The sequence below is a fragment of the Pseudomonas sp. NFACC42-2 genome, assembly GCF_900116055.1.
GTDB lineage: Bacteria > Pseudomonadota > Gammaproteobacteria > Pseudomonadales > Pseudomonadaceae > Aquipseudomonas > Aquipseudomonas marginalis.
In genome coordinates this window covers 240,527-253,353 of sequence record NZ_FOZO01000008.1, presented here as the reverse complement: position 1 = coordinate 253,353, position 12,827 = coordinate 240,527, and the positions used below count along the sequence as shown (strand labels likewise).

The 12,827-nt window shown below is 60.8% G+C and carries 10 protein-coding genes and 4 tRNA genes; 8 read left to right on the top strand and 6 right to left on the bottom strand.

Translation table 11 applies throughout. The features are described from left to right. Positions 1 to 149: 149 nt before the first annotated feature. Genes BM416_RS17440 through BM416_RS17430 form a run of 3 tightly spaced genes read right to left on the bottom strand, consistent with a single transcriptional unit; the run spans position 150 to position 5,932 of the window. A complete protein-coding gene (locus tag BM416_RS17440; protein WP_092488870.1) occupies positions 150 to 1,568 on the bottom strand; it encodes an efflux transporter outer membrane subunit in 1,419 nt (472 codons plus the stop codon). Next, a complete protein-coding gene (locus BM416_RS17435; RefSeq protein ID WP_092488869.1) occupies positions 1,552 to 2,721 on the bottom strand; it encodes an efflux RND transporter periplasmic adaptor subunit in 1,170 nt (389 codons plus the stop codon). The genes BM416_RS17440 and BM416_RS17435 overlap by 17 nt, the downstream gene beginning before the upstream one ends. Then, positions 2,711 to 5,932 carry an efflux RND transporter permease subunit gene (locus BM416_RS17430; protein ID WP_092488868.1) on the bottom strand — a complete coding sequence of 1,074 codons (3,222 nt, stop codon included), beginning with the start codon at positions 5,930 to 5,932 and terminating at the stop codon, positions 2,711 to 2,713. Before BM416_RS17430 ends, BM416_RS17435 begins: the two co-directional genes overlap by 11 nt. A 207-nt stretch (positions 5,933 to 6,139) precedes the next feature. Between BM416_RS17430 and BM416_RS17425 the strand changes: the two genes are divergently transcribed. Further along, positions 6,140 to 6,550 (top strand): PA0061/PA0062 family lipoprotein, encoded by a 411-nt coding sequence (locus BM416_RS17425; RefSeq protein ID WP_092488867.1) that lies wholly within the window; start codon positions 6,140 to 6,142, stop codon positions 6,548 to 6,550. Here the strand turns inward: BM416_RS17425 and BM416_RS30610 are convergent. Next, complete coding sequence (locus BM416_RS30610; RefSeq protein ID WP_162844269.1) at positions 6,547 to 6,708, bottom strand: hypothetical protein; 162 nt, start codon at positions 6,706 to 6,708, stop codon at positions 6,547 to 6,549. The two genes, BM416_RS17425 and BM416_RS30610, sit on opposite strands and share 4 nt — an antisense overlap. Positions 6,709 to 6,919: 211 nt before the next feature. Here BM416_RS30610 and BM416_RS17420 point away from each other — a divergent pair, with 211 nt between their 5' ends. Further along, positions 6,920 to 7,582, top strand: a complete 663-nt coding sequence (locus BM416_RS17420; RefSeq protein ID WP_092488866.1) for a peptidase C39 family protein — start codon at positions 6,920 to 6,922, stop codon at positions 7,580 to 7,582. Positions 7,583 to 7,625: 43 nt separating this feature from the next. Here BM416_RS17420 and pbpG read toward each other — a convergent pair whose 3' ends face one another. Together pbpG and folD are read right to left on the bottom strand one after the other, a co-directional pair. Continuing rightward, positions 7,626 to 8,549: a D-alanyl-D-alanine endopeptidase gene (gene pbpG, locus BM416_RS17415; protein ID WP_092354602.1), complete on the bottom strand. Its 924-nt coding sequence runs from the start codon at positions 8,547 to 8,549 to the stop codon at positions 7,626 to 7,628. 207 nt (positions 8,550 to 8,756) lie between these two features. Further along, positions 8,757 to 9,611 (bottom strand): bifunctional methylenetetrahydrofolate dehydrogenase/methenyltetrahydrofolate cyclohydrolase FolD, encoded by an 855-nt coding sequence (gene folD / locus BM416_RS17410; RefSeq protein ID WP_090402619.1) that lies wholly within the window; start codon positions 9,609 to 9,611, stop codon positions 8,757 to 8,759. Positions 9,612 to 9,886: 275 nt separating this feature from the next. On the opposite strand from folD, the gene BM416_RS17405 reads away from it, so the two are divergent. The 6 genes from BM416_RS17405 (at position 9,887) to clpP (ending at position 12,800) form a co-directional block, all read left to right on the top strand. Then, positions 9,887 to 9,963 (top strand) — tRNA-Arg (locus BM416_RS17405). Between the two features lie 32 nt (positions 9,964 to 9,995). Beyond that, positions 9,996 to 10,071, top strand: a tRNA-His gene (locus BM416_RS17400). Between the two features lie 56 nt (positions 10,072 to 10,127). After that, positions 10,128 to 10,212, top strand: a tRNA-Leu gene (locus BM416_RS17395). Positions 10,213 to 10,289: 77 nt separating this feature from the next. Next, a tRNA-His gene (locus BM416_RS17390) sits at positions 10,290 to 10,365 on the top strand. Positions 10,366 to 10,762: 397 nt separating this feature from the next. Continuing rightward, positions 10,763 to 12,073 (top strand): trigger factor, encoded by a 1,311-nt coding sequence (tig, locus tag BM416_RS17385; RefSeq protein WP_027606242.1) that lies wholly within the window; start codon positions 10,763 to 10,765, stop codon positions 12,071 to 12,073. A gap of 91 nt (positions 12,074 to 12,164) precedes the next feature. After that, on the top strand, positions 12,165 to 12,800 hold the full coding sequence (clpP, locus tag BM416_RS17380) for an ATP-dependent Clp endopeptidase proteolytic subunit ClpP (RefSeq protein ID WP_003174822.1): 636 nt from the start codon (positions 12,165 to 12,167) through the stop codon (positions 12,798 to 12,800). The last annotated feature ends 27 nt before the right edge of the window (positions 12,801 to 12,827 follow it).

Below are 12,827 nucleotides of genomic sequence, written 5' to 3'. Positions count from 1 at the left end.
GAGGTATGACCCGCGTCCAGGCCTCAAATGTGTAAACGATGTCCCCGGTTTCAGATGTAAACGATGTCTACGGTTCTACACCCCGATGGCGGTGGCTCAGCCACGGATAAACTGGCTGTTCCACCGCTATCACTGTGCCTGGGGTGATGTCAGGCGCCAGGTTGCCAGCCGCCGCCGAGTGCGGTCATGAGTCCTACACTGGCCTGCAACTGCCGCGTCTGCACCGCCTGCAATGTCCGCTGCGCCTGCAACGCTGCGGTCTGCGCGGTCACCACATCCAGGTAACTCACCGCACCCGCTTGATAGCTGTTCATCGCCAGCGATTGCGTGTGTTGTGCCGCATCCGCCGCTGCCTGTTCATCCTGCGCCTCCTGTTGCAAATCCCGTAGTTGCGCCAAGTTATCTTCCACCTCGCGCACGGCCTTCAGCACCCGGCTGCGATACTGTGCGGACGCTTCTTCAAACTCGGCCTTGGCCTGGCGTTCGTTGGCGCTCAGGCGGCCACCGTCGAAAAACGGCAGGTTGACCAACGGCCCCAGTGCCCAATACCGATTACCCGCCGACAGCAGATTGCCGACGCCCTGTGTCTGCCCGCCGATCAACCCGGTCAAGCTGAAGTCCGGATACCACGCCGCCTTGGCTACGCCGATATTCGCGTTGGCTGCAAACACACGGCGCTCTGCCGCCGCAATATCCGGGCGACGTTGCAACAGGTGGCTTGGCAGCTGTGACGGAATTCCCGGCAGGGCGATCAGTTGCTGGCCGGGCGGCAAGGTAAAGTCGCTGGCTGCCACACCCACCAACTCGCCGATGGCGTGCTCGGTGAGATTGCGTTGCCCACGCACTTCATCCAATTGCGCCCTGGCCTGCGCCAGTTGATTTTGCGCACGGGTCAGGTCCAGCTCCGAGGCTATCTGGCCCTCGTAGCGGCTGCGGGTCAATTGCAATGCCTGGCTGAAATCATCCAGCGAGCGAGTGAGAATCCGGCTCTGTGCATCCAGCCCATTGAGCTGCACGTACAAGGTGGCCAACTGACGCTGCAAACTCAGGCGCGCCACCGCCAGGTCATCCCCGGACGCTTGCGCCTGGGCATCGCCGGCCGCGACCTGGTTGCGGATTTTGCCCCACAGGTCCAGGTCGTAACTCAACGAAAAGCCCGCGATGTTGCTGTTGTACACCGACGGTTGCGTATCCCCCCGCAACGGTCGCGAATCCGATTGCCGCTGGCGCTGCGGTTGCGCGCTGGCGCTGATCTGCGGGAACAGGCCTGCGTGCAGTTGGCTGGCATACGCCTGGGAAGCATCGAAGTGCGCCAGCGCCGCCGCCAGGTCCGGGTTGGCCTTGAGCAGCTGCTGTTGCAGGTCATTCAGGCGCGAATCGTTGTAGAGCTTCCACCATTCGGGCGCCAGTTGGTCGGACGGCTGGGCGCTGTGCCAGGGTCCATCGCTGGTCTGTTCGCGGTAGTGGGCCGGCAGGTCGATCGCCGGCACCTTGTAGGTCGGCGCCATCGAGCAACCCTGCAAGAGCAGCAGCGTCAATGCGGCGAGCGGTTTAAGCCTTATGCGCATGCGCACCTCCGGAGGCATCGGCGAGTTGCACGGGATCACCTTCGCGCAGTGCGTCGGGTGGGTTGTCGACGATGCGGTCGGCGGGTTTCAAGCCCTGGTCGATCACCAGGCGTTCGCCCAGGTCGAGGCCGATATGGATGGGCTGCAGGTGCACATGGTTCTGCCCGTCCAACACCGCCACCTGGGTGCCCTGGGCGCGGAAGATCAGGGCGCTGGCCGGGATGCTCACGCCATGGGTATCGGCCGGAATCGGCAGGGTGGCTTCGGCATAATCACCGGGCAGCAGCTCGCCGTCGGGGTTGTCGGCGACGAACTGGGCGAGCAGGGTGCCGGAGCGGCGGTCGATGGCGGTGGAGTCACCGATCAGGCGCGCCTTGAAATGCTTGCCGGGGTGCTCGGGCACGGTCAGCTCGGCTTCAAGGCCCGGATGGATGACCGCTGCGTAGTTCTGCGGCACCGGTACATAGAGGCGCAATTGATGGGTGTCGGCAATGTTGAACAGTTCCGGACCGCTGTCGGTGTCGGCCTTGATCAGCTGGCCGATATCGGTGTTGCGCGCGGTGATGGTGCCGGCGAACGGGGCGCGAAGGGTCTTGTAGCTTTCCAGCGCCGACAGCCTGGCATAGTCGGCAGCGGCGGCCTCGGCGTTGGCCTTGGCGGCAGCGGCATTGGAGGTTTTTTCATCGGCCTCCTGGCGCGATACCGAATGGCTGGCCAGCAGGTTTTGCCAGCGCGTGGCGGTGGTTTCGGCCAGGCGTGCGTTGGCCTGTTCCTGCACCAGGCGGGCATGGGTCTGCGCCAGCTGTTGATCCAGGTCGGGGCTGTCGATTTCCGCGAGGACTTGCCCGGCGTTGACGTGGCTGCCGATATCGACTTTCCAATCCTTCAGGTAACCGCTGACCCGGGCGTGGATCGGCGCCTTGCTCCAGGCTTCCAGGTGCGCCGGCAGGCGCAAGGTATCGCCGGCCACATTCTGCCTGGGCTGGAACACCATCACGTGCGGGATGGCGGCGGTCTCGGTCCAGGCCGTGACCGATTGTTCGTGCAGCGTACGGGCATGCAGGCCGTTGGCGACCAACAGGGCGGCCAGGGTCAGGCCGCCGACACCCATGAGCATCAGACGCTTGCGCGAGGGTTTGTGATCAGACGACATGTGGGGTTTCTCCTGCAACTGCGCGAGTAGGGTGGCGACCGTGGACCAGGCTGAAGACCACGGGAACAAACAACAATGTGGCGAGGGTGGCGAAGATCAAACCGCCGATGACGGCGCGCCCGAGCGGGGCGTTCTGCTCCTCGGAAATCGCCAGGGGCAACATGCCGATGATCATCGCCAGGGCGGTCATGCATACCGGGCGGAAGCGCGTGTAACCGGCCTCCATGGCGGCTTTCAACGCATCACCATGTTCGGCCAGGCGCTCACGGCAGAAGCTCACCACCAGGATCGAGTTGGCCGTGGCGACGCCCATGCACAGGATGGCGCCGGTGAGCGCCGGCACCGACAAGGAGGTGCCGCTGAGGAACAGCATCCACACGATCCCCGCGAGCGCCGCCGGCAACGCGGTGATGATTACGAACGGGTCGGCCCACGACTGGAAGTTGACCACGATCAGCAGGTAGATCAGCACCACCGCACCCAGCAGGCCAAGGCTCAGGCCGCTGAAGGCTTCATGCAGCGCATCGATCTGCCCGTGCAGGCTGATCGTCGCGCCTTTGGGGCGCAGATGCGCGGTGTCATCCAGCACCTTTTGCACGTCGCGGGCTACGCCGCCGAGGTCGCGGCCTTGCACGTTGGCGTACAGGTCCAGGGTCGGTTCGATGTTGTAGTGGGTCACTACCGCCGGGCTTTGCACGCGGGAGATGGTTGCCACGCCGCCGAGGATCTGCGACTGCCCATCGGCGCCGGTGACGGGCAGCGCTTCCAGTGACGGCAGGCTGTCGAGGCGGTATTGCGGGGTGGCGGCGACGATGGAATAGGACACGCCGTTGGCCGGGTTGAGCCAGAAGGTCGGCGCGGTCTGCGAACTGCCGGCCAGCGACGCCACCATGCTGTTGGTCACGTCCCGCTCGGTAATGCCCAGGCCATTGGCGCGCATGCGGTCGACATTCACCTGCAGCGACGGGTAGCCGGTGGACTGCTGGATGCGCAGGTCGGCGATGCCGGGCACGTGTTGCAGGCGACGTTCCAACTCGACGGCATAGGCGCGGTTTTCTGCATCGCTGCGCCCGGAGATTTTCACGTCCAGCGGCGCCGGCGCACCGAAGTTGAGGATCTGGCTGCTGATGTCCGCCGGCAGAAACGCGAAGTGGCTGCCTGGGAAACTCTGCGGCAGCGCTTCACGCAGTTTCTTCACGTAGTCGGCGGTGGGCGCATGGCCCTTTTTCAGGCTGACCTGGATGTCGCCGTCCTGCGGGCCGATGGTGCCGCTGCTGCTGTAGGCCATGTCGATGCCGCTGAGCGGAATGCCAATGTTATCGACGATGGTGTCCAGCTCTTCGGCGGGGATCACTTCACGGATCCGCGCTTCGATGCGGTCGAAGGCGGCGGCGCTTTCTTCGATACGCGTGCCCAGCGGCAGGCGCACATGCAGGGCCAGCGCACCGGCATCCGTCGCCGGGAAAAAGTCCTGGCCCAGGCTTGGCAGCAGCAGGAATGAGGCGAGCACACAGGCCAGGAAACCGACGATAAAACCCTTGCGATTGCCCAGGGCCAAGGTCAGCAGGCCGTGGTAGGTGTCGCGGATATTCGAGAAGTGACGCTCGAAACCCTGCTGGAAATTCAGCACCGCTTGCAGTGCGGCATTGCGCGGTTTCGGGTGCTGCTCGCCCTCATGGTGGTTGATGAATGCATCTTCGGGATGGTGCCCCACGCCTGGCTCCGGCGTGTGCGGCTTGAGCAGGAACATCGCCAGCGTCGGCACCAGGGTGCGCGAAAGAATGAATGAGCTGGCCATGGCAAAGATCACCGCCAGCGCCATCGGCCGGAACAGATAACCGGCGATGCCTTGCAGCAGGAACATCGGCACGAACACGATGCAGATGCACAGCAGCGAGACGAACGCCGGGCCGACAATTTGCGCGGCACCGTCGAGGATCGCGGTCTTCACCGGCTTGCCTTGCTCCAGGTGCCAGTTGATGTTTTCGATGGTCACCGTGGCGTCGTCCACCAGGATCCCTACGGCCAACGCCAGCCCGCCGAGGGTCATGACGTTGAGGGTTTGCCCGCTGACCGCCAGCAGCGCAATGGCCGACAGCACCGCCAGGGGAATTGACGCCGCGATAATGAGCGTGGAGCGCCAGCTGCCGAGGAACAGCAGGATCATCGCACTGGTCAGCAGCGCGGCGATGATGCCTTCCTGGGCCACGCTGCCCACCGATTGCTTGACGAATACCGAGGCGTCGCCCAGCAGCGAGGTCTTCAGTGACGGCGGCAGGGTTTCGTTGATGCGCGGCAGCATCTGGCGGATACCGTCGATGATCGACAGGGTGGAAATGCTGCCGTTTTTCAACGCCGGCATCAGCACCGCGCGATGGCCGTCGACGCGCACGATGTTGGTCTGCGGCGGCGAGCCGTCGCGCACGTGGGCGACCTGGCCGATGGTGATCAGCGCGCCGTCGACGGTCTTGATCGGCAGGTCGTTGAGCTCATCGATGGCCTTGGGGCTGTTGTTGAGCAGGATCGTGTATTCGTTGGGGCCGAGTTTGGCGGTGCCCACCGGGATGATCTGGTTCTGCAGCGCCAGGGCATTGCCCACGTCCTGGGCCGACAAGCCTTTGGCCGCCAGCGCCTGGGGGTCGAGGTCAAGGGTGATCTGCCGCTGCTTGCCACCCATCGGCGTGGGCATGGCCAGGCCGGGCAGGGCGCTGAGGGGCAGGCGGATATTGTTCTGCACCAGGTCGCGAATTTTGGCTTCCGACAGCGTCGGGCTGGAGAACGCCATTTGCAGGATCGGCACCGTGGAGGCGCTGTAGTTGAGGATCAGCGGCGGCGTGATGCCCGGTGGCATCTGCTTGAGCACCGTTTGTGATACGGCGGTCACTTGGGCGTTGGCGGTGCGGATGTCGACGCCGGGCTGGAAGAAAATCTTCACGATGCCCATGCCGGGCAGGGATTGCGATTCGATATGTTCGATGTCGTTGACGGTAGTGCTCAGGGAGCGTTCGTAGGTGTAGATCACCCGACCGGCCATGGCGTCCGGCGACAGACCGTTGTACTGCCAGACCACGGCGACCACAGGGATGCCGATATCGGGAAACACGTCAGTGGGGGTTCGCAGGGCCGCCATCGGCCCGATGATGCAGATGAATATGGCCAACACGATAAACGTGTACGGCTTTTGCAGTGCGGTCTTTACCAGCCCGAGCATGCGTGAACCTCCGAGGGAGCAGGATTGCAAACCCCGGCAGTCTCGTCCGACCCACCTAACACGCGCCTTTCAGCCAGGTGAAGGAACATTTAGTTAAGGGCTGAAGATCGTTTCATATGGATTCATTTGTTCTACAGGGCGTGGCTGCCCAAGCTTGCATCCCATCGGACGACTTGTCTTTTAACTGATGTTCTTTGGAGCCCTGCCATGTCACTCAAACCTTTATTGATGATCCCCGCCCTGGGGGCTGTTTTGTTGTTGTCGGCCTGTGCCGGCCCGATTCCCAAGGCGGACCCCAGCGAAGCCTGGATCGGCTTGAAAGAAGAAGCGCCGAACGACCTGATGGCTGAACGTGTGGACGGCAAGCGTGTCGACGACGGGCGCTTTTTCGAGGTGACCCCCGGGGATCACCGCCTGGACGTGACGTTGTTCGAGGAAGAGGCAGGCGACGACAACCAGCAGGACTGCGAGGGTCGGGTCGAGTACAAGGATTTCAAGGCGGGTGAGCATTACACCCTGGTGGAGTCGAGCCTGGGCACCACCGTGCGCGCATCCCTGATGGACGGGCACGGTAAGGAAGTCGCCGCGACTCAGGATTTCAATTGCATGCCTGGCTAGGCGTGGTGCACCGCCGCTCTATGGGGCTTGGCGGGTGCCGCAGGTTTGACGTGGGGGTGATGGTGCCGGCGAGTAATGCGCAACACCCCCCACAACATGGCGCCGGCTACCGCCAGCCAACCGCAGATCAACAGGAAAATCGTTGTTGCAAGGCTCATTTTGGCCTCCTTTCGCCCCGCAGGGGGCACACACAGTCTTCTCAATGGACAGTCTAGCTACCCGGCGGTTGCCTGCTATTGACCAATGGTCGTGTTCGTCCAACTCGTTTGCTCTATCCGCGACGCTTTACTGAGCCTCTGGGCTATACCCGCGTGGCAGAGCGTCCTATGATCAGGGCCCTCACCGGCAGTTGATCAAGAGAGTAAAAAATTGCGGTTACGGTCGAACCTTAAAACATCCTTGTTGCTGGCCTGTGCCCTGGGGCTTGCGGCCTGTTCCGGGCAGCCGTCGAAACTTCCGGGCCTGCCGGAACGTGTCGAACTCAATGGTGTGCCGACCTTTCGCAGCGAGGCTTATCAGAGCGGTCCTACAGCATTAGCCAGCATGCTGTCGCAACAAGGCATTGTGATGACACCGGGCTTGTTGGATAAGCCGTTGCATTTGCCGGGCGGTGAAGCGGACCTGGAGCGCAACATGCAGGTGCTGGCCCGTGAGTACGGGCTGATGGTGTACCCCCTGGATGCCAAGCTGACCGCGGTACTGGCGCAGGTGGCGGCGGGTTACCCGGTGATGGCGCGGATTGGCGGCGGCCTGCTGTCTGACGCGCGCTACGTGGTGGTGGTGGGTTTCAACCAGCAGAAAAGCACGGTGCTGTTGCGTTCAGGCATGGACCGACGCCTGCTGATGAGCTTCAGCGACTTTGAGTCGAAGTGGGGCAGTGCCGGGCACTGGGCAATCGTCACCCAGCGCCCGAGCCAATTGCCGGCCAATGTGGATGCGCAACGCTGGCGGGATTCGGCGAACGCAACGGCCCAGGCCGGGCAGGAGCGGGCGGCGGCGCAGGCGCTCAAGGTGTTGGCGGAACACAAATAAAATGGGAGGGGCGAGCCCCTCCTAAATGAGTTCTCGGTGTTCCTTAACGGCGGACTTCGGCGGCATTCGCACGGTTCTTCAGGTTCTTGTCAGCCTTGTAGCGCAGCGCCACGTCCGGCACCGAGCCGCCCTTGCCGGTCTCGACCCAGCTACGGATACGGCTGGCATCGGCAAAGTGGGTGAATTTGCCGAAAGCATCCAGGATCACCAGCGACACCGGACGATTACCCATGCGGGTGACCAGCACCAGGCAATGGCCGGCCTGGTTGGTGAAACCGGTCTTGGTCAGCTTGATATCCCAATTGGCGCGGTTGATCAGGTGGTCGGTATTGGAGAAACCCAGGGTGTAGTTGGGCTTGCGGAACGCTACGGTCTTTTCCTTGGTGGTGCTCAACTGGCTCAGCATCGGAAATTTTTGCGCATAGGCCAGCAGCTTGCTCAAGTCGCGGGCGGTGGACACGTTGTGGATCGACAGGCCGGTGGGCTCGACATAATGGGTGCTGGTCATGCCAAGGGCCTTGGCCTTGGCGTTCATCGCGGCAATAAAGGCCGCGTAGCCGCCCGGATAGTGGTGCGCCAGGCTCGCGGCGGCGCGGTTTTCCGAGGACATCAGGGCAATCAGCAACATCTCCTTGCGCGGCATCTGGCTGCCGATCTTCACGCGGGAGAACACGCCTTTCATCTCCGGCGTGTCGGTGATGTTGATGTCGATGTACTCGTCCATGTTCTGCTTGGCTTCCAGCACGATCAGGCCCGTCATCAGCTTGCTCACCGAAGCGATAGGCACCACCACGTCGGGATTGCTGGCGTAGATGACCTTGTTGGTCTGCAGGTCTACCAGCATTGCGCTGCCGGAAGCGATCTGCAGTTTGGAGGGATCCCGCGGCGCCAGGGCGGAGTCGGCAGCGTGTGCAAAGGTGCCGGTGAACGCAAAAAACAGGCTGACAATGGAAAGACGAATTTTCACGCGGATGAACTCGCTAAAAAGTAAGAAATACCGTTGGGAAACGGGTTTTGTGACAAATGGCGTTACATTTTAGGAGTATGGACGACAGACTGTCGAATGTTCTTCTAAAACCGGACGAAAGTGCTTAAAAACTAAGAAAAAACAGGTTTTCTTCCGGGCAATAAAAAGCCCTGCGATAAGGCAGGGCTTTTTCAGTACGGTTGGTTATTAACCGTGCAGGGTTTCTGCGGCGTACAGGGTGTTTTCCAGCAGGCAGGCACGGGTCATCGGGCCAACGCCACCCGGCACCGGGGTGATCCAGCCGGCGCGGGGCAGGGCGGTTTCATACACCACGTCGCCGACCAGCTTGCCGTCTTCCTGGCGGTTGATGCCCACGTCGATGACGATGGCGCCTTCCTTGATCCATTCGCCCTTGACCAGGCCCGGCTTGCCGGCGGCCACGACGACCAGGTCGGCACGGCCAACGTGGCCGGCCAGGTCCTTGGTGAAACGATGGGTCACGGTGACGGTGCAACCGGCCAGCAGCAACTCCATGGCCATGGGGCGGCCCACGATGTTGGACGCGCCGACGATGACGGCATCGAGGCCGTACAGGTCGACACCGGTGCTTTCCAGCAGGGTCATGATGCCTTTGGGCGTGCACGGGCGCAGCAGCGGGATACGCTGGGCCAGGCGGCCGACGTTATAGGGATGGAAACCGTCGACGTCTTTGTCAGGGCGGATGCGCTCGAGCAGCTTGGACGCGTCCAGGTGCGCGGGCAATGGCAATTGCAGGAGGATGCCGTCCATCGCCGGGTCGTCGTTGAGGCTGTCGATCAGGTCGGTCAGTGCCTGCTGGGTGGTGTCGGCAGGCAGGTCGTAGGCCTTGGAAATAAAGCCGACCTCTTCACAGTCTTTACGCTTGTGCGAGACATAAACCTGAGAGGCAGGATCGCTGCCGACCAGGATCACCGCGAGGCCAGGCGTGCGCAAGCCTTGCTGGCTGCGCTCGGTGACTCGTTTGGCGATCTGCTGGCGCAGGCTGGCGGCGATTGATTTGCCGTCGATAAGTTGTGCAGTCATTACGCGTGATTAACCATCGAGAGGGGGAGGAAAAGTGCGCGCATTCTCGCACGCCACGACGTGAGGGCAAAGGCGCTTGGTCCGCAAATTGGCCTAACCCCTTAAATAAAATGAATTTTTTTCAAAAAAGATTTGACGGGTTTCCAGGCCCTCTATACTATTCGTCGCACTTGTCGGGCACAGCCTAGCACTGGTTAAGAAGGTCGAGCAGAATCGTTGTTCTGCAAGGCTGGAAGCACTTAGTTTGTAATCCTCCAAGAGTACAGATTAATAAGGCGCCCGTAGCTCAGCTGGATAGAGCATCCGCCTTCTAAGCGGATGGTCGCAGGTTCGAGTCCTGCCGGGTGCGCCATTAGGCAGCTTTGGCACAAGTAGCGCTATATGGTGGGCGTAGCTCAGTTGGTAGAGCACGGGATTGTGACTCCCGTTGTCGAGGGTTCGATCCCCTTCGTCCACCCCATATTTTGAAAGGCGCCAGATTAACCGTCTGGCGCCTTTGCTTTAAGAGCTTCAAGCGCGGATGTGGTGGAATTGGTAGACACACTGGATTTAGGTTCCAGCGCCGCGAGGCGTAAGAGTTCGAGTCTCTTCATCCGCACCAAATAAGGCCTTACTCGGTTTGCATGCAGGGTGGGGTTAGACAAAGAAGTAGTTTGGTTTCTTTGTTAACGCAATATGGTGGGCGTAGCTCAGTTGGTAGAGCACGGGATTGTGACTCCCGTTGTCGAGGGTTCGATCCCCTTCGTCCACCCCATATTCGAAAGGCGCCAGATTTAACAGTCTGGCGCCTTTTTTGGTTTTGGCGGTTCGGTTTTTCGTGGCTGCGGGTTGTGGGTCGCGATGGCGATGCGTTTCATCGTATTTATGTGTCTCGATGATACTGCATTGTTATCTGCCTTCATTGCGAGGTAGGCCGTCAGGGAGATGGGCGACGATCCCTTCTATATATAGAGGGGCGGCGCAGAGCCCTGGCGTGATTGGCTTTATTTGTCACCGGGGCGGGGCGCGACAGTGCCTTCGTACCGATAAATTGCCGGCTGTTTACGGGCGTATTTCCAGTAGGGTGACTTCTTGAGTTTGACCCACTAGAATGCATGCCCTTGATTGGGGTCGGAAATGGCCGGCTAACGTCTGTGCAACGAGGAATATCCATGCAAGTTTCTGTTGAAAATACTACTGCTCTCGAGCGCCGCATGAGCATCACCGTGCCGGCTGAGCGCATCGAGACTGCGGTCAACAAGCGTCTGCAGCAGACTGCCCAAAAGGCCAAGATCGCTGGTTTCCGTCCAGGCAAAGTGCCAATGAGCGAAATCAAGCGCCGTTTTGGTGCTGATGCACGCAATGAAGCCGTCGGTGACGTGATCCAGGCTTCTTTCTACGAAGCAGTGGTTGAGCAAAAGCTGAACCCGGCTGGCTCGCCTTCGATCGAGCCCAAGTCCCTGGAAGCGGGCAAGGACCTGGAATACGTTGCCGTGTTCGAAGTGTTCCCCGAGTTCGAAGTGGCCGGTTTCGACGGTATCGCTATCGAGCGCCTGAGCGCCGAAGTGGCTGATTCGGACTTGGACAACATGCTGGAAATCCTGCGCAAGCAGAACACCCGTTTCGAAGTGGTCGACCGTGCCGCCCAGAACGAAGACCAGCTGAACATCGATTTCGTTGGCAAGGTTGACGGCGAAGCATTCGCTGGCGGCTCCGCCAAGGGCACTCAGCTGGTGCTGGGTTCCAACCGCATGATTCCTGGCTTCGAAGACGGCCTGGTTGGCGCCAAGGCCGGCGAAGAGCGTGTCCTGAACCTGGAATTCCCTGCTGACTACCAGAACCTGGACCTGGCTGGCAAAGCCGCCGAGTTCACCGTGACTGTCAACAGCGTTTCCGAGCCTAAGCTGCCAGAGCTGAACGAAGAATTCTTCAATCAGTTCGGCATCAAGGAAACCGGTATCGAAGGCTTCCGCACCGAAGTTCGCAAGAACATGGAGCGCGAGCTGCGCCAGGCTATCAAGTCCAAGGTCAAGAACCAGGTCATGGACGGTCTGCTGGCCTCCAACCCGATCGAAGTGCCTAAGGCCCTGCTGTCCAACGAAGTGGATCGCCTGCGCGTACAGGCTGTCCAGCAGTTCGGCGGCAACATCAAGCCAGACCAACTGCCGGCCGAGCTGTTCGAAGAGCAAGCCAAGCGCCGTGTGGTGCTGGGCCTGATCGTGGCTGAAGTGGTCAAGCAGTTCGACCTCAAGCCTGACGAAGATCGCGTCCGCGAAATGATCCAGGAAATGGCTTCGGCCTACCAGGAGCCTGAGCAGGTCGTGGCTTGGTACTACAAGAACGACCAGCAGCTGAACGAAGTACGTTCGGTTGTGCTGGAAGAACAAGTTGTGGATACTGTTCTGCAGAAGGCTAAGGTGACCGATAAAGCGGTCTCTTACGAAGAAGCAGTCAAGCCGGCGGAAGCAGCACAAGCCGACTGATTGTCCAACTCGTTGGAAATTCAACCATAAGCCAGCCTCGCGCTGGCTTATGCGTTTTCAAGACATGACTATTTGGGAGTAACTGCAGAGCATGTTCCGTAATTCCTATATTCAGCAGAACTCTGATATCCAGGCCGCAGGCGGCCTGGTCCCGATGGTTGTCGAGCAGTCCGCTCGTGGCGAACGCGCCTACGACATCTACTCGCGCCTGCTCAAGGAGCGAGTGATCTTTCTGGTGGGCCCGGTAGAGGACTACATGGCCAACCTGATCTGTGCGCAACTGCTGTTCCTTGAAGCGGAAAACCCGGACAAGGACATCCATCTCTACATCAACTCACCGGGCGGTTCGGTGACTGCGGGCATGTCGATCTACGACACCATGCAGTTCATCAAGCCGAACGTATCCACTACCTGCATTGGCCAGGCCTGCAGCATGGGCGCGTTCCTGCTGACAGCAGGTGCCGAGGGCAAGCGTTACTGCCTGCCGAACTCGCGCGTGATGATTCACCAGCCACTGGGCGGTTTCCAGGGCCAGGCGTCGGACATCGAAATCCATGCCAAGGAAATCCTCTTCATCCGCGAACGTCTCAACACGCTGATGGCCAAGCACAGCGGGCACACCCTGGAAGAAATCGAGCGCGACACCAACCGCGATAACTTCATGAGCGCCGAAGCCGCACGTGAATATGGGTTGATCGACGCAGTGATCGAAAAGCGCCCCGCTTAATATAAGCCGCTCAAAATAGGGCTGGTT

Coding starts and splice junctions, on each gene's coding strand:
- BM416_RS17440 (WP_092488870.1), bottom strand. CDS start 1,568: ATGCGCATAAGGCTTAAACCGCTCGCCGCATTGACGCTGCTGCTCTTG.
- BM416_RS17435 (WP_092488869.1), bottom strand. CDS start 2,721: ATGTCGTCTGATCACAAACCCTCGCGCAAGCGTCTGATGCTCATGGGT.
- BM416_RS17430 (WP_092488868.1), bottom strand. CDS start 5,932: ATGCTCGGGCTGGTAAAGACCGCACTGCAAAAGCCGTACACGTTTATC.
- BM416_RS17425 (WP_092488867.1), top strand. CDS start 6,140: ATGTCACTCAAACCTTTATTGATGATCCCCGCCCTGGGGGCTGTTTTG.
- BM416_RS30610 (WP_162844269.1), bottom strand. CDS start 6,708: ATGAGCCTTGCAACAACGATTTTCCTGTTGATCTGCGGTTGGCTGGCG.
- folD (WP_090402619.1), bottom strand. CDS start 9,611: ATGACTGCACAACTTATCGACGGCAAATCAATCGCCGCCAGCCTGCGC.
- tig (WP_027606242.1), top strand. CDS start 10,763: ATGCAAGTTTCTGTTGAAAATACTACTGCTCTCGAGCGCCGCATGAGC.
- clpP (WP_003174822.1), top strand. CDS start 12,165: ATGTTCCGTAATTCCTATATTCAGCAGAACTCTGATATCCAGGCCGCA.